General features: G+C 68.5%; 17 protein-coding genes. 9 read left to right on the forward strand and 8 right to left on the reverse strand.

What is annotated here, in order from left to right; translation table 11 throughout:
• Positions 1-26 precede the first annotated feature (26 nt).
• A complete protein-coding gene (locus tag ABDW35_RS03150) occupies positions 27-575 on the forward strand; it encodes an OsmC family protein (protein WP_343712389.1) in 549 nt (182 codons plus the stop codon).
• Positions 576-746: 171 nt separating this feature from the next.
• Here the strand turns inward: ABDW35_RS03150 and ABDW35_RS03155 are convergent, their stop codons facing one another.
• The 6 genes from ABDW35_RS03155 to ABDW35_RS03180 all read right to left on the reverse strand — a co-directional run bounded on the left by ABDW35_RS03155 (position 747) and on the right by ABDW35_RS03180 (position 7,651).
• Complete coding sequence (locus ABDW35_RS03155) at positions 747-1,064, reverse strand: helix-turn-helix domain-containing protein (RefSeq protein ID WP_343712390.1); 318 nt, start codon at positions 1,062-1,064, stop codon at positions 747-749.
• Between the two features lie 63 nt (positions 1,065-1,127).
• Positions 1,128-2,423, reverse strand: coding sequence for a histidine-type phosphatase (locus tag ABDW35_RS03160; protein ID WP_343712391.1), 1,296 nt, complete (start codon positions 2,421-2,423; stop codon positions 1,128-1,130).
• Positions 2,424-2,471: 48 nt separating this feature from the next.
• Complete coding sequence (locus ABDW35_RS03165; protein ID WP_343712392.1) at positions 2,472-3,275, reverse strand: inositol monophosphatase; 804 nt, start codon at positions 3,273-3,275, stop codon at positions 2,472-2,474.
• Positions 3,275-4,399 (reverse strand): ABC transporter ATP-binding protein, encoded by a 1,125-nt coding sequence (locus tag ABDW35_RS03170; protein ID WP_343712393.1) that lies wholly within the window; start codon positions 4,397-4,399, stop codon positions 3,275-3,277. The genes ABDW35_RS03165 and ABDW35_RS03170 overlap by 1 nt, the downstream gene beginning before the upstream one ends.
• A complete protein-coding gene (locus ABDW35_RS03175) occupies positions 4,396-6,606 on the reverse strand; it encodes an iron ABC transporter permease (protein WP_343712394.1) in 2,211 nt (736 codons plus the stop codon). The genes ABDW35_RS03170 and ABDW35_RS03175 overlap by 4 nt, the downstream gene beginning before the upstream one ends.
• A gap of 1 nt (position 6,607) precedes the next feature.
• Entirely contained in the window at positions 6,608-7,651 is a 1,044-nt protein-coding gene (locus ABDW35_RS03180; RefSeq protein ID WP_343712395.1) for an ABC transporter substrate-binding protein, read from the reverse strand.
• 213 nt (positions 7,652-7,864) lie between these two features.
• On the opposite strand from ABDW35_RS03180, the gene ABDW35_RS03185 reads away from it, so the two are divergent.
• Together ABDW35_RS03185 and ABDW35_RS03190 are read left to right on the forward strand one after the other, a co-directional pair.
• On the forward strand, positions 7,865-8,923 hold the full coding sequence (locus ABDW35_RS03185) for a LacI family DNA-binding transcriptional regulator (protein ID WP_343712396.1): 1,059 nt from the start codon (positions 7,865-7,867) through the stop codon (positions 8,921-8,923).
• Between the two features lie 39 nt (positions 8,924-8,962).
• Positions 8,963-9,466, forward strand: a complete 504-nt coding sequence (locus ABDW35_RS03190; protein ID WP_343712397.1) for an NUDIX hydrolase — start codon at positions 8,963-8,965, stop codon at positions 9,464-9,466.
• Positions 9,467-9,528: 62 nt separating this feature from the next.
• On the opposite strand, the gene ABDW35_RS03195 is transcribed toward ABDW35_RS03190, so the two are convergent.
• Positions 9,529-10,593, reverse strand: coding sequence for a D-2-hydroxyacid dehydrogenase (locus ABDW35_RS03195; protein WP_343712398.1), 1,065 nt, complete (start codon positions 10,591-10,593; stop codon positions 9,529-9,531).
• Positions 10,594-10,670: 77 nt separating this feature from the next.
• A complete protein-coding gene (locus ABDW35_RS03200) occupies positions 10,671-11,393 on the reverse strand; it encodes a GntR family transcriptional regulator (RefSeq protein WP_343712399.1) in 723 nt (240 codons plus the stop codon).
• Between the two features lie 246 nt (positions 11,394-11,639).
• On the opposite strand from ABDW35_RS03200, the gene ABDW35_RS03205 reads away from it, so the two are divergent.
• The 6 genes from ABDW35_RS03205 to ABDW35_RS03230 form a co-directional block, all read left to right on the forward strand.
• On the forward strand, positions 11,640-12,680 hold the full coding sequence (locus tag ABDW35_RS03205) for an ABC transporter ATP-binding protein (protein ID WP_343712400.1): 1,041 nt from the start codon (positions 11,640-11,642) through the stop codon (positions 12,678-12,680).
• 9 nt (positions 12,681-12,689) lie between these two features.
• Entirely contained in the window at positions 12,690-13,667 is a 978-nt protein-coding gene (locus ABDW35_RS03210) for an oligopeptide/dipeptide ABC transporter ATP-binding protein (protein WP_343712401.1), read from the forward strand.
• A gap of 48 nt (positions 13,668-13,715) precedes the next feature.
• Positions 13,716-14,642 (forward strand): ABC transporter permease, encoded by a 927-nt coding sequence (locus ABDW35_RS03215; RefSeq protein ID WP_343712402.1) that lies wholly within the window; start codon positions 13,716-13,718, stop codon positions 14,640-14,642.
• Positions 14,639-15,586: an ABC transporter permease gene (locus ABDW35_RS03220; protein ID WP_343712403.1), complete on the forward strand. Its 948-nt coding sequence runs from the start codon at positions 14,639-14,641 to the stop codon at positions 15,584-15,586. Before ABDW35_RS03215 ends, ABDW35_RS03220 begins: the two co-directional genes overlap by 4 nt.
• Positions 15,587-15,645: 59 nt before the next feature.
• Positions 15,646-17,211, forward strand: coding sequence for an ABC transporter substrate-binding protein (locus ABDW35_RS03225; RefSeq protein WP_343712405.1), 1,566 nt, complete (start codon positions 15,646-15,648; stop codon positions 17,209-17,211).
• Between the two features lie 51 nt (positions 17,212-17,262).
• A partial coding sequence (locus ABDW35_RS03230) for an ABC transporter substrate-binding protein (protein WP_343712404.1) occupies positions 17,263-18,664 on the forward strand: 1,402 nt, incomplete at its 3' end.

The raw sequence follows: 18,664 nt of genomic DNA on the forward strand, positions 1-18,664 counted from the left end.
GCGATCCCGCTTCGAGGAGGATTGGAATGACCACGCTCAACGAGTATCTCGGCCAGAAGCGCGCGGCGATCGTCGCGCGCAAGGCGCGCGTCGCCGCCGGCGAGGCCGGCCCGAAGACCCTGACGGCGCAGGTGAGCGCCGAGGGACGCAGCGGCATCCGCCGCATCCGCATCCGCGGCTTTCAGGTGATCAGCGACAGCGAGGCGGATTTCGCCGGCTACGACCTGGGCCCGAGCTCGCCGGAGCTGCAGCTCGGCGTGCTCGGCAGCTGCCTGACCCATACCTTCCTGATCCAGGCGGCGGCGCTCGGCGTGCCGCTCGACTCGCTGGAGCTGGAGATCACCGGCACGATCGATCCGCGCGCCGGCTCCCCCGGCTTCGAGGCCGTGCCGATCTATCCGCACGGCATCACCTACGCGGCGTCGATCGCCTCCCCCGCCGCGCCGTCCGAGATCGAGGCGCTGCGCGAGACGGTGGAGCGCAACTGCCCGATCCTGAACCTGCTGCGCCAGCCGCAGGCGATCGCCGGCGAGATCCGGCTGACCAAGGCCCCAGCCGCCGTGGCGGCGGAATGACGTCGCGGCCAGGAAGATGGCCCATTGGAAATTTGTGCAATCGAAACGCACCCACCTGGACCGCCGGCGGAGTTCCGCCTCCACTCCGCGCCGCGACGGAACTTGCAGTGGCGCGAACGATTGGATCGTGATGGCCAACCTCATCCGGCCGCGCGGTGTGCCCGACAGGCATTAGCGGCGATCGCCGGTCGAGCTTGCATCCGTGCCGATCGGGCCGGTCGTGGTCCGCGACGCGGGCCGGCCGGTCCGCGGGCGGTCGAACAGCCCCCAGACGCGCTGCGCCGCGAAGCGTTGCCGCCAGCGGCCGATGCAGTGCTCCTCCAATTGCAGCCGCTCGGAGATCAAGCGGTTGCTGAACCCTTCCGCGGCGAGCAGCACGATGGCGGCTCGCCGGGCGACGCCCCGCCGGCCGGCGTCATCGGCAATGTTGGCGAGGAGGGTCCGCTCCCCTTCCGTCAGGATGACGGGGTCGGCTTTTCCATGGGGCATTCCGCCGATAATCCCTGCGTGGTGGAACGCCCGATCCGACGGCGGTCGGACCGGGCGAGCTCGTCAACGGTAGGTCTGAGGCGCCACCGCGGTCGGATCGATGGCGGTGGTCACGATCTTCGCGAAGGTGTCGATCGGGCACGCCCCATCCGGCCCCTTCCCCTCGCAGCCCGGCAGGCCGACCGTCACGTATTCCGGCGGGTTGGCGTCGTCGAGCGCCGCGGCGCTGCGGATCTGATCCAGCCTCGGCGTCAGGAACTTCACCCGGACGAAGCGCTGGCCCGTCGCCTTATCCAGCAGCCGCTCGAACACCAGGCCGCCGCTCGGCGGCGTCTCGTCCTCGAGATAGCTCTGAAGCGTCCAATGAGCGTCGAGCATGCCGCCGATCTCGGCGATCTGGGTGTCGCTGCCGACAAACAGCGTCAGCCTGGCGTCGGGCGGGCCGCCCGCGGTGTCGACACCAGGCACCGAGGCGCCCTCGGCCAGACCGATCAGGAGCTGGTTCAGGATGTTGGAGGCGCCCCGCCGGGCAATGTAGGGAACGCGCTCGAAATACTCGTATTTGATCTGCCGCATGGCCGAGAGGCGGATCACGTCGTCGGCCGACTTGATCTGCCCCCAGGCCAGCTGGTCCGGCGGCAGGCCGTTGGCGTATTCCAGCAGGAACACCTGGGCGATGGTCGAGGCCTCGCCGATCGGGCCTTCCAGCGACAGGTTTCGGCCGTCGCTCTTCGGCGCGATCTCCCACGGCCGGTCGGCGAAATCGCAGCCCTTGGCGCCGCAGCCGAGGATGCCGCTCAGCTCCTGGTACAGCGGCGCCAGACGCTGCTTCGGCCCGTCGAAGCTGCCGCCCATCGCCGCCAGGATCGCCGCCCGGCCCTTCTCCGGGTCCAGCCGGCCGACATCCGTGTCGGACGCGGTGAACAGCGGGTCGGCCCCCTTGGCGTCGCCATGGCCGACGGTCAGGCCGCAATCCGGGAACATCGCCGCCAGCAGCGCATTGCCGGTATCGACGGTGCGCTGCAGCTGGCTGCTGGCCCAGGCGAAGACCTCGCCCGGCTTCGGGCATTCCGGCGCGTTCAGCAGGCCGCGGGAGGCGAGCATCCGCCCCTCCCAGGCGCCCAGCCGGCCGACCGCCTCGGCGCCGTGCGGCGTCAGCATGCCGTCGGCGACCTCCCATGCCGGCCAGGGCTTGGCGGCGAAGGGCGCGATCGCCTTGCTGCTGGTCGGCGGCCGGACGCCGTGCCGCATCAGCACCACCGCCTTGTCGAGCACCAGGTCCCCGGCCGCGGATGCGGGTGCCGCCAGGAATGTCGCCAGCAGGATGCCGGCGACGGCGGAAAGCCGTCTCGATGCCATGATCGCCCCTCCCCTTTGTCGTGATGCCGCCGTTGGCCGGCGGCCGGCCTAGCCCGCCAGAGCCGCGGGTTGTTCGATCGGCGCCTCCAGGCCCCGGGTCATCGCCGCCAGCCGGTCGCTGAGAGCCGGCGTGCAGGCGAGCAGCAGGTTGCCTCGGCGCAGCCCGTCATTCGCCAGGAAGTCATTGGTCCAGCCCCCCGCCTCGCGCACCAGCAAGATGCCGGCGAGCGCGTCCCAGGCGTTGATGTGCAGCTCGGCATAACCGTCGTTCAGGCCGCAGGCGACCTCGGCCAGGCCGAGCGCGCCGGAGCCGTGGCGGCGGAACTCGATGCCGGCGCCGGTCAGCCGCTGCAGCAGCGTGCAGTAGGCGGCGAGCGGCCGGCGCTCGGACCAGCCGACCTCGACCAGCGGCGCCGCGCCATGCGCCAGGCCGCTGACCCCGATCGGCCGCCCGTTCAGCGTGGCGCCCCGGCCGCGCCGGGCGACGAACAGCCGGTCGTCGGCGGGGGCGTAGAGGATGCCGATCTCGATCTCGCCGTCCTGGACATAGGCCAGCGACACGCACCAGCGACCGGAGCCGTGGATGTAGCCCGCGGTGCCGTCGATCGGGTCGACCACCCAGACGCGGTCGGCCGCCTCGCCGCCATACTCCTCGCCGATCACCGCATCGCCGAAGCGCTGCGCGATCTCGGCGCGGACCAGCTGCTCCACCGCCCGGTCGGCCTCGGTGCAGAAGTCGATCGCGCTCTTCGCCTCGATCGGCGCCAGGGTGCGGCGCATGCCCAGCGCCAGGGCGCCGGCGCGCAGGGCCAGGTCCAGGCCGAAAGCCTGGCGTTCGTCCAGCTCGCGCATCACGCCGCCTCTCCCGCCGGGACCAGGGCGGCGCCCTCCGCCGGGATCGCCACGCCGACCGCCGTGCCGGGGGCGAAGGGCTCGCCGACATTGCCATCGATGACGAAGGCTTCGGCCCCGATCTCCGATAGGTCCACCTGATACTCCATGTGGCTGCCGAGATAGGCGGCCTTGCGGATCGTCCCCGCCAGCTCGCCGGGCTGCTGGCCGCCGGCGCGCAGCCGGATCGATTGGGGCCGCACCGCGACCCCGACCGGACCGGGCGGCAGCTCGCGATGCGGGAGAGACAGTGTGATGCCGCCGAGCCCGACATGCGCCAGTGCCCCGTCGCGCCGCCGCAGCATGGCCGGCAGCAGGTTGGCGTTGCCGATGAAGTCGGCGATGAACCGGTTGGCCGGGCGCTCGTACAGATCGCGCGGCGTGCCGTCCTGCACGATCCGGGCCGAATGCATCACCACGATGCGGTCGGAGACGGCCAGCGCCTCCTCCTGGTCGTGGGTGACGTACACGACGGTCAGGCCGAGCGACTGCTGCAGGCCGCGGATATCCTCGCGCACCCGGCGGCGCAGCTTGGCGTCGAGGTTGGACAGCGGCTCGTCGAACAGCAGCACCTTCGGCTCCAGCACGATGGCTCGGGCGACCGCGACCCGCTGCTGCTGGCCGCCCGACAGCTCGCTGGGCAGCCGCCGCTCGAAGCCCGACAGGCCGACGGCCGCCAGCTTCTCCGCCGCCATCGCCTCGGCCCTGGCCTGCGGCAGGCCGGAGGCGCGCAGCCCGTAGCAGACGTTCTGCATCACCGTCATATGCGGGAACAGCGCGTAGGACTGGAACACCATGCTGACGTCGCGCTCGGCGGCGGAGCGGTGGGTAACGTCCTCGCCGTCGATCAGGATCCGGCCCTCGGTCGCCAACTCCAGCCCGGCGACCAGGCGCAAGGTCGTGGTCTTGCCGCAGCCGGACGGGCCCAGCAGCGTCACCAGCGTGCCGCGCTCGATCGCGAAGCCGACGCGGTCGACCGCGGTCACCGGCCCGTAGCGCTTGCTGACGGCGCGGAACTCGACTGCCGGCAGGCCGGCGGCAGCGCGGGCCCGCGCCGAGTCGACCAGATTGAGGTTGCTTGTCACGCCTGCACCACGGATTGACGGTTGCGGGTTGTCGGGACCGCCGCGGTCCGGCGGCCGATCCGCCGTTCGCCGACCAGGGCCTGGATCGCCATCAGCGCCAGGACCATGATCGTGATCAGCACGGCGGAATAGACGATCGCCAGCCCGTATTCGCCGAACTCGGCCCGGCCGACGATGTAGACGGTGGCAAGGTTGAACTCGCCGCTGACCAGGAAGATCACTGCGCTGACGCTGGTGATCGCCCGGACGAAGGCATAGACCAGCGAGGTCGCGATCGCCGGCCGCAGGATCGGCAGGATCACCCGCCGCAGCGTGGTGGCCGACCGCGCGCCCAGCGTCAGCGACGCCTCGTCCAGGCTGCGGTCGATCTGGCTGAGATTGGCAAGGCCGGCGCGGATGCCCACCGGCATGTTCCGGAACACGAAGGCGATGATCATGATCATCGCCGTTCCCGTCAGCTCGATCGGGCCGCTGTTGAAGGCCAGGATGTAGCTGATGCCGATCACCGTGCCGGGGATGGCGAAGCTCATCATGGTCAGGAACTCGAAGGCGCCGCGGCCGGCGAAGCTCTGCCGGTTCAGCAGATAGGCCGTGAGGATCCCCAGCGCCGCGGTCGGCACCATGGCCAGCAACGCCACCTCCAGCGTCGTGATCAGCGAATTCCAGGCCGACCCCGCCAGGTACCAGCCATGGTCGCTGTCGCCGATGGCGAAGGCCGTCAGGAAGTGCTTCAGCGTCAGGCTGTTGTCGCTGCCGATGGCGCTGACGAAGCCGCCGATCATGATGATGCCGTAGACCGCGACGGTCAGCGCGATCCAGGGCAGCACCACCGTGTAGCACAGGATGCGCAGCGGCTTGGGCAGCGGGCCAGGCAGCCCGGCATCGCCCTTGCCGGCAACGGTGACGTAGCTCCGCCGCCCGATCCACAGCCGCTGCAGCAGGAAGGCGGACAAACTGAAGGTGAGCAGCACGATCGCCAGCACCGCGGCCTGGCCCTGGTCCTGCGCCGCGCCGACCACGGCGAAGTACACGCTGGTCGACAGCACGCGGAAATTGCCGCCGATCATCATCGGGTTGCCGAAATCGGCCAGGCTTTCGATGAAGGCGATCAGGAAGGCGTTGGCCAGGCCCGGCCGGATCAGCGGCCAGGTGACGTGGCGGAAGGTGCGCCACGGCCCGCTGCGCAGGGTTTGCGACGCCTCCTCCATGCTCGGGCTGACGCCTTGCAGCACGCCCAGCAGCACCAGGTAGGAGATCGGGGTGAAGGCGAGAAGCTGGGCGATGGTCAGGCCCGGCATGCCGTACAGCCAACGGCTGCGCGGCAGATGGAACCAGTCGTTCAGCAGCGTCGTCACCATGCCGGCGCGGCCGAACAGCAGGATCAGCGCCAAACCGATGACGAAGGGCGGCGTGATCACCGGCAGCACCGCCAGCACCTTGAACAGGCGCGGGAACGGGAAGCGGGTGCGCTGGGCCACCAGGGCGAAGGCGAGGCCCAGCAACGTGCTGAGCACGCCGACCAGCGTGGCTTGGGCCAGCGAGTTCCAGGCCACGCCGCAGCTGCGCCCGCCGGACAGGCAGGCCAGGCCCCAGATCGAGGAATCGGCCAGCTTGTCGGCGAACAGCGGTAGGTCGACCTGCCCCTGATTGTCCTTGAAGGCCGACAGTAGGACGCACAGCACCGGATAGCCGACGAAGATCAGGATCGAGCCGCAGACGGTGACCAGCGCGCCGACGGTGAAGGCGTCGCCCTTGCACCAGCCCTGGCGGGCCAGCCCGTGCGCCGCCAGCAGCGCCATCGCCACCAGGTAGCCGAGGGCGCCCCAGCCCAGCGCCGGCTGCGCCGCCGCCCAGCCGGACAGGCTACCGAGATCGACCATCGCCCAGCCCTGCCGGTCGATGGCGAAGCCCTGCAGCAGCGCCCAGGCGATGCCCGCCGCGCCGGCCCAGGCCAGCAGGCGCGGCTGCCGCCGCAGCTCGCCCAGGCTGGCCAGCAGCAGCGGCAGCAGCAGGCCGGCCAGCCAGGGGCTGCCGCGAACCGCCTCGACCACCGCCGGCGCGCCGCCTTCAGTCAAGGCCCGGACCAGCCCGCCCTCGATGCCGTACCAGGGCGCGACCAAGACCGACGCCCAGCCGAGCAGCAGGCACAGTCGCGCCCCGGACAGCCGCGCCGCGGCCGCCCCCTTCCGCAATCCCGTCGCCGTCACGTCAGCCGCCGTTCTTCACGTCCTTGGTCCAGCGCGACAGCAGCCGCGTCCGTTCGGCGGAGGAGCCGTATTTCTCGAAATCGTAGTGGATCAGCTTGATGTTGCTGGTGTCCGGCGATTCCGGCGGCACCGCCGAGGCGGTGTTGGACGGCACCTGGAAGCTGCCGTTCTTCGCGGCGATCGCCTGCGCCTCCGGCGTCAGCGCCCAGTCGTAGAATTTCTTGGCCTCGTCCATATGGCGGGCACCCTTGATCAGGCTCATCGACCCGATCTCGTAGCCGGTGCCCTCGCAGGGCGAGACCACCTTCACCGCCGGCGACTGCTTGGCCGCGTTGATCAGATCGTGCTGGAAGGCGATGCCGACGATGGTCTCGCCGCGGCCCACGGCCTGGGCCGGAGCAGCGCCGGCACTGGTGTACTGGTCGATGTTCCTGTTCAGCCCGACCAGGTACTCGAACGCATTGTCCTCGCCCATCAGCTGCACGATCGTCGCCAGCATGGTCCAGGCCGTGCCGGAGGAGTTCGGGTCGGCCATCTGGACCTCGCCCTCGAACTCCGGCTTCAGCAGGTCGGACCAGCAGGCCGGGGCCGCCAGGTTCCGATCCTTCAGCTCCTGCTCGTTGTAGCCGAAGCCGAGCACGCCGAGATACAGCCCGACGGTGCGGTTGCCAGAGCGCTTGGCCTGGTCCTGCGCCCAGTCCCGAAGCTGGCCGAGCGTGGGCGATGCATAGGGCTCGGTCAGCCCGTCGGCCGCCGCCTGAAGATGCGGGTCGCCGGTGCCGCCGTACCAGATGTCGCCGCGCGGATTGTCCTTCTCGGCCCGCAGCCGGGCGAAGATCTCGCCGGCGCTCTGCCGCGTCATGTCGACATGAATGCCGGTCTTCTCCTGGAAGGCGCTCGCCGCGGCCCGGCACCATTCCTCGTTCACGCCGCAATAGACCACGACCGAGCCTTCGGCCCAGGCGGGCGCGGCGCGCAGCGCCATGCCGGCGACCAGCGCGACCGCCGCACAGGACAAGGCAGCCGTCTTCGATGTCATGGGCATCGTCATTCCTCCCAGCATTCTTATTGCAACCGTGTGCAAATGCTGTTCGATCAACTCCGCTTCGTCAATGACAAATTTGTGACGCCGATTGATCTTGTCTTAACGGATGGACAGCCAGGCCGCCTCCGCTATTGAGTACTGACCCCTAGATCCGTTTGCACCTGGTTGCAAACCGTCTATGATCAGACCGTCAGATGAAAGGAGCAGACCGGCATGCCCGGCCGCGACAGCACGCCACCGGATACCCTGCCCGAGACGGAGGATCTGTCCTCCCGCCGCTTCGTCGGGGCCCGGGCCGTGGCCGAGCTGGCGGGGGTCTCACGCTCGGCGGTGTCCCGCACCTTCACCCCGGGCGCGAGCGTGTCGGAGGAGACGCGCCAGCGCGTGCTGGCCGCGGCCGAGACGCTGGGCTACCACGTCAACCACCTGGCCCGCGGCGTGTCGCGGCAGGAGACGGGGATCGTCTGCCTGGTGGTGGCGGACATCGACGCGGCCCAGCCGTCGCGCCTGACCCGGGCCATCACCGAAAAGCTGCAGGAGGCCGGCAAAGTGGCCGTGCTGCTCTGCGTCGGCGGGCCCCTGGACGATGTTGCCACGACTCTGCGCCGTGCCCTCAACTACCGCGCCGACGCCACCATCGTGATGTCGGGAACGCCGGCCCAGTCGATCGTGCGCGAATGCCTGGACAACGGGCAGCGCCTGATCCTGATCAGCCGCGACGACCGGATCGTCGGCCCGGACAACATCCTGCTCGACAATGCCGGTGCCGCGCGCCAGGCGCTCGGCCTCTTCCTGCGCGCCGGCTGCCGCCGCCCGGCCGTGGTCACGACCGAGCTGGGCACCCCCAGCCTGTCGGCCCGGGCGGACGCCTTCATCGCGGCGGCCCGTGCGGTGGGCCTCGAGCCGGCGGTGGTCCGTCTCGGCCAGATGACCAGCTACGACAACGGCGTCGGCGCCGCCCGCCGGCTGTTCACGGCGGCGGAGCGGCCCGACGCCGTGTTCTGCGTCAACGACGCGACCGCCTTCGGCGTGATCGACGCGGCCCGGCACGAATTCGGCCTGCGCGTGCCGGAGGATGTCTCGGTGATCGGCTTCGACAATGTCATGCAGGCGGGCTGGATGTCGTACCAGCTGACCACCTTCGACCATCCGGTGGACGACATCGCCCGACACGCCGTCGATCTGGCGTCGGGAAGCCGCGCTGGCCGGGCGGCCCCGGCCCGGATCGAGCTCACGCCGTCGCTGGTCTGGCGGCGCACGGTCAGGATCTGACGATGAATCGGCATTTCACGCCCTCAAGGCGCCTTGCCGATGGGTGAGACAATCAAGAAGGCGCCCCGCCGCCAGTATGGGGCGCTGCCCTATCGCTTTCGGGCCGACGGTTCGCTCGAGATCCTGCTCGTCACCACGCGCAGGACGGGGCGCTGGATCGTTCCGAAGGGATGGAAGATCAAAGGCAAGAAGCCCGCCAAATCCGCCGCTCAGGAGGCGTTCGAAGAGGCCGGGGTGCGGGGCTCGGTATCGGAGAAGCCGATCGGCAGCTTCGTCTATGACAAGTGGCTCGACGGCGACGGCATCGCTGCTGCCTGTGAAGTCCGTATTTTTCCCCTGCTGGTCGACCGCCAGGAGAATACCTGGCGTGAGATTGGGGAGCGTGAAGCGCGATGGACGACCCCCGACATGGCCCTTCAACTGATCGAAGACGCGGGCCTCAAGGATGTCATCCGGTCATTTGCTGAAAAGCTGACCGACAAGCTGGGACGACGTGGCAACCGTCAACCAGACAGGCTGCAGGAAGGCCACATCCCCGGCTGAGGGAGGTTGGACAACAACCGAAACGACATCGCCCAGGGCCAGGCGCAGGTGCGACAGCCGCTTCAATGCGTCAATGAACGGTCGAACAGGTTCGTCATCTCGGACAGGCGGCCTTCGACGAAGCATTCCAGATTGCGGCAGAAGATCTCCGTGATCTTGCCGTTCTCGCTGGTCGCGGTGCTGGCCGAATGCGGGCTGACCAGCACGTTCGGCATGTCCCACAACGGGGATGACGGCGGCAGGGGCTCGACCGCGAAGACGTCGAGGGCGGCGAAGGCGATATGGCCGCTCCGCAGCGCGTCGATCATCGCCGGCTCGTCGATGACCTGGCCACGGGCGATGTTCACCAGGACCACACCGGGCTTCATGGCGGCGATGGCGGCACGGTCGATCATGCCCTCGGTCTCGGCCGTGTGCGGGATGATGAGGACCAGCGCATCCGCCTCGCCCAGCATGCGGTGCAGATCGTCGCTCCCGAACAGCGCATCGACCCCGAGCTCCGCGGCGATCCGCTTCGATCCCGGCCGGGCCAGCGCCACCACCCGCATGTCGAAGGCTTTGCCGATCTGGATGACCCGACGGCCCACCTCGCCAACGCCGACGACGGCAAGGGTCTTGCCGGCTAGCTCCTCGCCGCAGAAGCGGTCCCAATGGTGGCGCTTCTGCTCCGCCTGGACGTGCAGCTGCCGCTTCCAGTGGCCGATGAGCGAATGGAAGACGAACTCGGTCAGCGGGCCGGCATGCACGCCCTTGGCCGTGGTCAGCACGATCGCCGAGTCCTTCAGCCCGAGACGCGCGACCCGGCTGCCGATGCCCGAGCTGGTCGCCTGGATCCACTTCACTTTGGGCGCCAGCGAGAGGCCGGGGGATCCGTCCGCCGCGTCCGGGGGGAAGTCCCACAGGATATCGGCCTGCGCCAGATGCCGGCGCCAGCGCGCCTCCTGCTCCTCGTTGCGCCGGAACCCGGCCGGGCCGCTGTGGTCCGCCACATATCGGGTCGGCGGCAGAAGGTCCGGCTCATAGATGACATCCACCCGGTCGGGGGCGACGGCGCGGATGCGCGCGACGTGCTCCTCCTCGAGCGGGCTGGCGATGAGCACATTCAACCGATCGGTGTTCCGGTCCATCGCTGCACCATCCTGTCGTTCAGAGCTTCTGGGACGGTGCCGCGCGAACTCGGTCGGCGCGGCGCCGGGAGTTTCGGTCAGCCGGTTCGGTCGCGGGCGGGCTCGCACGGCACGGTGTTGTCACCCCTCTCCGCCGCTTCGCGCCGGCTGAGGAACTCGAACAGCACGCGCCCCGCGCTTTCATTGTGGTCGCGCAGAATGCTTTCGGCGTACCGGCTGTCGCCGGCGACGATCGCCTCCACGATCGGGCGATGCGTGGCGATGATGTCCTCGGCGCTCGGCATCAGCCGGTCGCTCCAGATGATGTAGAGCCTGATCTGCTGCTCGATCAGCCGGTACTGTTCCGCCAGCCGGCGATGGCCGGCCAGGGAGATGATGAGCTTATGGAGCCCCAGGTCGCGGTCGACGATCGCGACCTCGCCACCGGTCTCGCAGGCCGCGACCAGCGCATCCAACGCCCGCTGCAGCTGGTCCTTCTTCCTTGAATCCAGACTTTCGGTGAGCAACCGGGCGCCCAGCGCCTCGAGGCTGCCCCGCAGCGTGTAGAGCTCCCACGCATCCGTGCTGCTCAGGCTGGTCACCGACCAGCCGGTATATGGCAGCTGGACGACCAGCCCTTCATTGGCCAGCTGGTGCAGGGCCGTGCGGATGGTGCTGCGGGAGAGGCCGAGGGCTTCCGACAGCCGCATCTCCGTGAGCCGCCCGCCGGGAGGAACCCCTCCCCCGACCACATGATTGCGCAGCGCCTCGGTCGCCTCGACCTCCGCGCTCTTCTTCCGGATCGGCCTCAATTCCATCATGGCCCCGTCTAACAGGAAAATTAATTGTCGACAATCGAGAATGTTTGCGGGATGAATCGGGCCCAGGGAGGCACCTGAGGCGGCCGCGCCATCTCCACAGAACCAAAGCAAGCGGGCGGCGCCGAGGGCGCGAACAGACTGGCGGCATCGACTCATGAAACGGGCGCTTGGGCCGGTTCTCGGAGAGTTGCGTGACCTGCGCGGGCCGGTGCGCTCCACGGTTCGTGGGCAGCGGGCCACCGCGGCATGATGCTCGATCGACCGATCCCCTCGCTGGACAGCGGGCCGCCGCAGCCCGGACCGGAGCCACGGCGCAAGCTGCTCGAGGTCCGCGATCTCGCGGCGAAGTTCCATACCGTCGACGGCGTCGTGAACGCCTTGAACGGCATCTCCTATTCCGTCGACCGGGGCGAGTGCCTGGCCATTGTCGGGGAGAGCGGCAGCGGCAAATCCGTCGGCGTGCTCTCGATCCTGCGGCTGATCCCCTCGCCGCCGGGGCGGATCACCGGCGGCAGCATCCACTTCAAGGGGACCGACCTGCTGACGCTCGACGACCGGGCGCTGCGGGAGATCCGCGGCCGGTCCATCAGCATGATCTTCCAGGACCCGATGACGTCGCTCAACCCCGTCATGCGGGTCGGGACGCAGATCATCGAGAGCCTCTCGGCGCATGAGCGGCTGACGCGCCGGCAGGCGAGGGCGAAGGCGGCGGATCTGCTGGCCATGGTCGGGATCCCGAGGCCGGCGGAGCGGCTCGGCGACTATCCGCATCAATTCTCCGGCGGCATGCGCCAGCGCGTGATGATCGCCATGGCACTGTCGTGCTCGCCGCAGCTGATCATCGCGGACGAGCCGACGACGGCGCTCGACGTCACCATCCAGGCGCAGATCGTCGAGCTGGTGAAGACGCTCCAGGCGGAGCTCGGCACCGCCGTGATCTGGATCTCCCACGATCTCGGCGTCGTCGCCCGGCTCGCCGACCGGGTGGCCGTGATGTATGCCGGCCATATCGTCGAGCAGGCGCCGGTCGACGAGCTGTATGCCCGGCCGGCCCATCCCTACACCATCGGCCTGCTGGGATCGCTGCCGCGCCTGGATGCGGGCGGCCAGAGGAAGCTGCAGGCGATCGGCGGGCTGCCCCCGACCCTGCTGGGCGATCTGCGCGGCTGCCCGTTCGTGCCCCGCTGCCGCTTCGCGACCGATCGCTGCCGGCAGCAGAACCCGGCCCTCACCGAAGTGTCGCCCGGCCACGCGGTGGCGTGCTGGCACGACCGGCTGGCGCAGTAGGACACGGCCATGAACAGCGAGATCCTGGTCCGCGTCAAAGATCTGAAGATGCATTTCCCGATCCGGTCCGGCGTCTTCAACCGAACCGTCGGCGCCGTCAAGGCGGTCGACGGCCTGACCTTCGACATCGCGAAGGGCGAGACCCTCGGGCTGGTCGGGGAAAGCGGCTGCGGCAAGACCACGGCCGGGCGAGCCATCCTCCACCTCTACCGGCCGACCGGCGGCGAGGTCGAGTTCCGCGGGACCGATCTCGCAAAGAAAGGTCCGGACGAGGTGCGGCGCGCCCGGCGGCACATGCAGATGATCTTCCAGGACCCCTATGCCTCGCTCAATCCGCAGATGCGGGTCGCGGAGATCATCGCCCGGCCGCTGCGCGTGCACGGCTTCGCCAGGAACGCCAAGGAGGAGCGCGCGCTCGTCACCGAGCTGATGCAGAAGGTCGGGCTCCACCCCTCCGTCCGCGACCGTTACCCGCACGAGTTCTCTGGCGGGCAGCGGCAGCGCATCGGCATTGCCAGGGCGCTCGCCACCTCCCCCGACTTTATCGTCTGCGACGAGCCGATCTCGGCGCTCGACGTCTCGATCCAGGCTCAGATCGTCACCCTGCTGGAGCGCCTGCGCGAGGAGCTGGGCCTGACCTATCTGTTCATCGCGCACGACCTCAGCATGGTGCGCTACATCTCCACCCGTGTTGGGGTGATGTATCTCGGCAAGATGATGGAGCTGACGTCGAGCGACGAGCTCTACGAAAACCCGCTTCACCCCTACACCAGGGCCCTGCTGTCGGCGATCCCGATCCCCGACCCGCCGCTGGAGCGGCAGAGGCAGCGCATGCTGCTGCAGGGCGACCTGCCGAGCCCGGCCGACCCGCCGGCCGGCTGCCGCTTCAGCTCGCGCTGCCCGATGGCGACGGACCATTGCCGGGCCGTCGAGCCGCAGTTCCGCGAAACCACCGGGGGGCATTGGGTTGCGTGCCATCTCGCCTGACGGCGCCGCCCGGGCGGCGCGGCCCCGCGACGGAAGCGTGGGGGCCCCATGCGCTACGTGATCCGGCGGCTCCTCCAATCCGTCATCGTCGTGTTCGGCGTCAGCGTGGTGGCGTTCGGCATGCTGTTCATGACCGGCGATCCCACCGAGGTCATCCTGCGCGACGCCGCCGACCACATGACCGTCGAGCAGATCCAGGAGTTCCGGGTCAAGATGGGCTTCGACCGGCCGTGGTACGTCCAGTATCTCAGCTTCGTCGGCAACGCCCTGCAGGGCGACTTCGGCTACTCCTTCATCCGCCACCAGCCGGCCTTCCAGGTGATCACCGACAAGTTGCCGGCGACGATCAAGCTGGCGTCCTTCGCCTTCGTCCTGTCCCTGCTGGTGTCGATCCCGCTCGGCGTGCTGTCCGCGATCCGGGTGCGCCGGCCGATCGACCACATCGCCACGGTGCTGGCCCTGGTCGGCCAGTCGATCCCCAGCTTCTGGCTCGGCATCCTTCTGATCCTGCTGTTTGGCGTCCATCTCAAATGGCTGCCGATCTCCGGCAGCGGCACCTGGCAGCATCTGGTCATGCCTGGGATCTCCCTGGCGGCGTTTCCCATTGCCCGCAACATGCGGCTGACGCGCTCGTCGATGCTCGACTTCATGCGGCGCGATTTCGTCCGCACGGCCCGCGCCAAGGGGATCACGGAAAGCCGCGTCGTCACCGCGCATGTGCTGCGCAACTCGCTGCTGCCGATCGTGACGGCGATCGGGCTCGAGCTCGGCTTCCTGCTGGGCGGCTCGGTCATCATCGAGACGATCTTCGGCTGGCCGGGCGTCGGCCGCGAGATCGTCTCGGCGATCGGGTCGAAGGACTTCTATGTGGTCCAGGCCGGCGTCGTCATGCTGGCGCTGATCTTCGCCGCGGTGAACCTGCTGGTGGATCTCGCCTATTCCTGGATCGACCCGCGCATCCGGCACAGCTCATGACCCTCCTCGACCTCCCTCCCCAGAGCGACGGGGGCGACACGGCGGCCGCATCGCCGGTGCCGGAGCCGACCGCCCTCCGGCGCCCGCGGCGCAACCCGATGCTCACGCGGCTGTTCCGCAGCAAGGCCGCCGTCGTCAGCGTCGCCATCCTTCTGCTCGTCCTGATCGCCGCCGTCGCGGCGCCCTGGCTGGCGCCGAACGATCCCTTCGCCATCAAGCTGATCCAGCGCCTGAAGCCGCCCGGCTATACCAACAGCGCCGGCATCACCTTCTGGCTGGGCACGGATTCGCTCGGCCGCGACGTGTTCAGCCGCCTCATCTACGGCGCCCGCGTCTCCCTTGTCGTCGGGCTGGCCGCGGTGGCCATCTCCGGCACCATCGGGCTGCTGGTCGGATTGCTGTCCGGATATTTCGGCGGCTGGGTCGACGACCTGTTCATGCGGCTGTGCGACATCCAGCTGTCCTTTCCGACGATCCTGCTGGCCCTCACCATCATGGCCGTGCTGGGCTCCGGCCTCGACAAGCTGATCCTGGTGCTGGGACTGACCGGATGGGTCCAGTATGGGCGCATCGTCCGCAGCCAGGTGCTGACCATCAAGACCGACGAGTTCGTGCTGGCGGCGCATGCCACGGGTGAACGGCAGTGGCGCATCCTGTTCCAGCACATCCTGCCGAATGTCTGGAGCCCGGTGATCGTGATCGCGAGCTTCACCGTGGCCAGCAACATCGTATCCGAGGCGTCCCTCAGCTTTCTCGGCGTCGGCGTGCCGCCGAGCGTCCCGAGCTGGGGCACCATGCTGGCTGACGGGCGGGAATATGTCGGCGTCGCCGACTGGCTGACCCTTCCGGCGGGCGCGGCGATCTCGCTGACCGTCCTGTCGATCAACATCCTCGGCGACTGGCTGCGGGACTATCTCGATCCCCGGCTGAAGAACATCGGCTGAGGCGGGGCCGTATAGACAAACGCACATACTGGACGAGGCGTCCGAGGAGTGAAGCCGTGATGGGTCCGAATCTGTTGAGGCGCTCCCTGTTTGCTTTGGGCCTGCTGGCGGGTGCCGCCGCCGGGACATCCGCCCTGGCGGACCAGAGGCCGATCGTCGTCCTGCTGCCGGCGGAGCCGATCGGCCTCGACCCGATGTTCTCGACATCGAGCGCCGATATCACGCTGTCGATCAACGACACGCTGTTCAGGCTCGACAATGACGGCAAGATCATCCCCGCCGTGGCGGAGTCGATCCGGATGATCGACCCGTTCACCTGGGAAATCAGGCTTCGGCCCGGGCTGGTGTTCCAGGATGATGAGCCGGCCAATGCCGACGCGGTCGTCTTCACCTTCGATCGCGCGAAGAAGCTGTTCGCGGCCGGCCAGGGCGACCTGAACTTCGCCATGGGCGCCCTGAAATACGACCGGGTGGAGAAGGTCGACGATCTGACGGTCCGGCTGGTGATGAAGGAGCCGGATCCAATCGTGACCTCGCACCTGGTCAATCCGGAATTCTCCATCCTGCCGCCGAAATACTATTCGGAGAATCCGCCCGAGAAGGTGGCGTTCGCGCCGGTCGGGCTGGGCGGCTACCGGTTCGTCTCCTACGAGCCGGGCGTCGGGCTGGTGCTGAAGGCCTTCGACAAGTACTGGCAGGGCAAGCCGCCGGTCGAGGACGTCATCGTCAAGGCCGTGCCCGAAGTGGCGACCCGCGTCAGCGAGATGAAGGCCGGGTCGGCCGACCTGATGACCGGTGTGCCGGCCGACCTCAAGGCGGATCTGGAAAGCGATGGGGTCACGGTGGTGACCGCGGCGAGCTATCTTCGCCAGTTCATCAACATCAAGCAGGGCCGCCACCCGGCGCTGGCCGATGTGCGCGTGCGGCAGGCGCTGAACTATGCCGCCGATTGCGGTGAGATCGCCACGGAGCTGCTGGGCGGCCTGGTGAAGTGCCGGATCGATCTGGTGAACCCGCCCAATGACGACCCCGGTCTCAAGCCCTATCCCTATGACCCGGAGAAGGCCAAGGCGCTGCTCGACGAGGCGGGCTGGGTGCCGGGGCCGGACGGCGTCCGGGCCAAGGACGGTGTCCGCCTCTCGCTCAACTTCGACACCACGGCCGGCTTCTACCTGATGGACAAGGAGACCGCCCAGGTCCTGGCCGACGACTGGAAGGCGGTGGGCATCGAGATCAAGGACCTGAAGGTGATCGACGCCTCGGTCAGCGCGCAGATGCGCGCCAACCAGGGCGCAGGTTTCCGGGATCTCATGAACTCCGGCTCAGGCCCCGACTATACCTGCCAGGGCGACCTCCTGCTCGTGCACAAGGAGTCCGGCTCCAACCGCATGAGCTGGGTGGACGACAGGTTTGAGCAGATGTTCAAGGCGTTCCGGCAGGAGTTCGACCCGTCGAAATGGCCGGAGATGTGCCGCGCCGCCCAGGCCTATGTCGCCGAACAGGCGCCCGTGGTGTGGCTGTTCAACGCGCCCTCGCTCTACGGCGTGTCCAAGCGCCTGACATTCCATCCCCGGGCGGACGGGCGGCTCTATCTCGGCTCGGTCCTGCAGGGGGAGCAGGAGTAGAGCGGTGATCCAAACCAAAAAGAGACCCAACAGACAGGAGGCAAAGCCGTGATGCCGATGCGTGCGATCCGCATTCCGATACTGGTGCTCGGGCTGGCGCTCGCTGCAGTCGCCCCCGCTCCCGCCTTCGCCGAGAGCAAGCCGGTCGTGTTCCTCAGCGACGCGGAGCCGGTCAGCCTCGACCCGATGTTCACGCAGTCCGACGCCAACGTCATCCTGTCGATCCACGAGACGCTGTTTCGCCTCGACAACGAGGGCAAGGTGGTCCCGGCTGTCGCGGAGTCGATCCGGATGCTCGACCCGCTGAACTGGGAGATCAGGATCCGGCCGAACCTGGTCTTCCACAATGGCGAGCCGATCAATGCCGACGCCGTCGTCTTCACCTTCGACCGGGCGAAAAAGCTGTTCGCGGCCGGCCAGGGAGACCTGACCTTCGCGCTCGGCGCCCTGAAGTACGATCACGTGGAGAAGGTCGACGACCTGACCGTGCGGCTGGTGATGACCGAGCCCGACCCGATCATCACCTCGCATATGGTCAATCCGGAGCTGTCGATCCTGCCGCCGAAATACTACTCCGAGAACGCGCCGGAGAAGGTGGCCTTCGCGCCGGTCGGGGCGGGCGGGTATCAGTTCGTGTCGTACAAGCCTGGCGAGGGGCTGATCCTGAAGGCGTTCGACCGATACCGTCTCGGCAAGCCGCCGGTCGACGAGGTCGTCGTCAAGGCGGTGCCGGAGGTTGCGACCCGCATCAGCGAGCTGAAGGCCGGGACCGCCGACCTCATGGTCGGCGTCCCCGCCGACCTGAAATCCGACCTGGAAAGCGCGGGCGTCAATGTGATCGCGGCGCCGAGCTATCGCCGCCTGTTCGTCGCCATCAAGCAAGGGCGCCACCCCGCCCTGGCCGATGTCCGGGTCCGCCAGGCGATGAACTATGCTGTCAATTGCGAGGAGATCGCCACCGCCCTCCTCGGCGGGATGGCCAAATGCTCCATCGATCTCGTCAACGTGCCCAACCAGGATCCTGGCCTGAAGCCCTACGCCTTCGATCCGGACAAGGCCAAGCAGCTTCTCGACGCGGCCGGTTGGGTGCCCGGACCTGACGGCGTCCGGGTCAAGGACGGCGCGCGGCTGTCGCTCAATTTCGACACCACCGACGGCTCCTACCTCATGGACAAGGAGATCGCGCAGGTGCTGGCCGACGACTGGAAGGCGGTCGGGATCGAGATCAAGGACCTGCGGGTCATCGACAGCTCGGTCAGTTCCCAGATGCGGGCCAAGCAGGGCGCCGGCTACCGGGACCTGATGAACAGCTCGTCGGGGCCGGACTATACCTGCCAGGGCGACCTGCTGCTGGTGCAGAAGGATTCCGGGTCGAACCGCATGAGTTGGGTCGACGACACATTCGAGGCCATGTTCAAGGCGTTCAACCAGGAATTCGACCAGTCGAAGTGGC

It is taken from the genome of Inquilinus sp. (genome assembly GCF_039594555.1).
Taxonomy (GTDB): domain Bacteria; phylum Pseudomonadota; class Alphaproteobacteria; order DSM-16000; family Inquilinaceae; genus Inquilinus.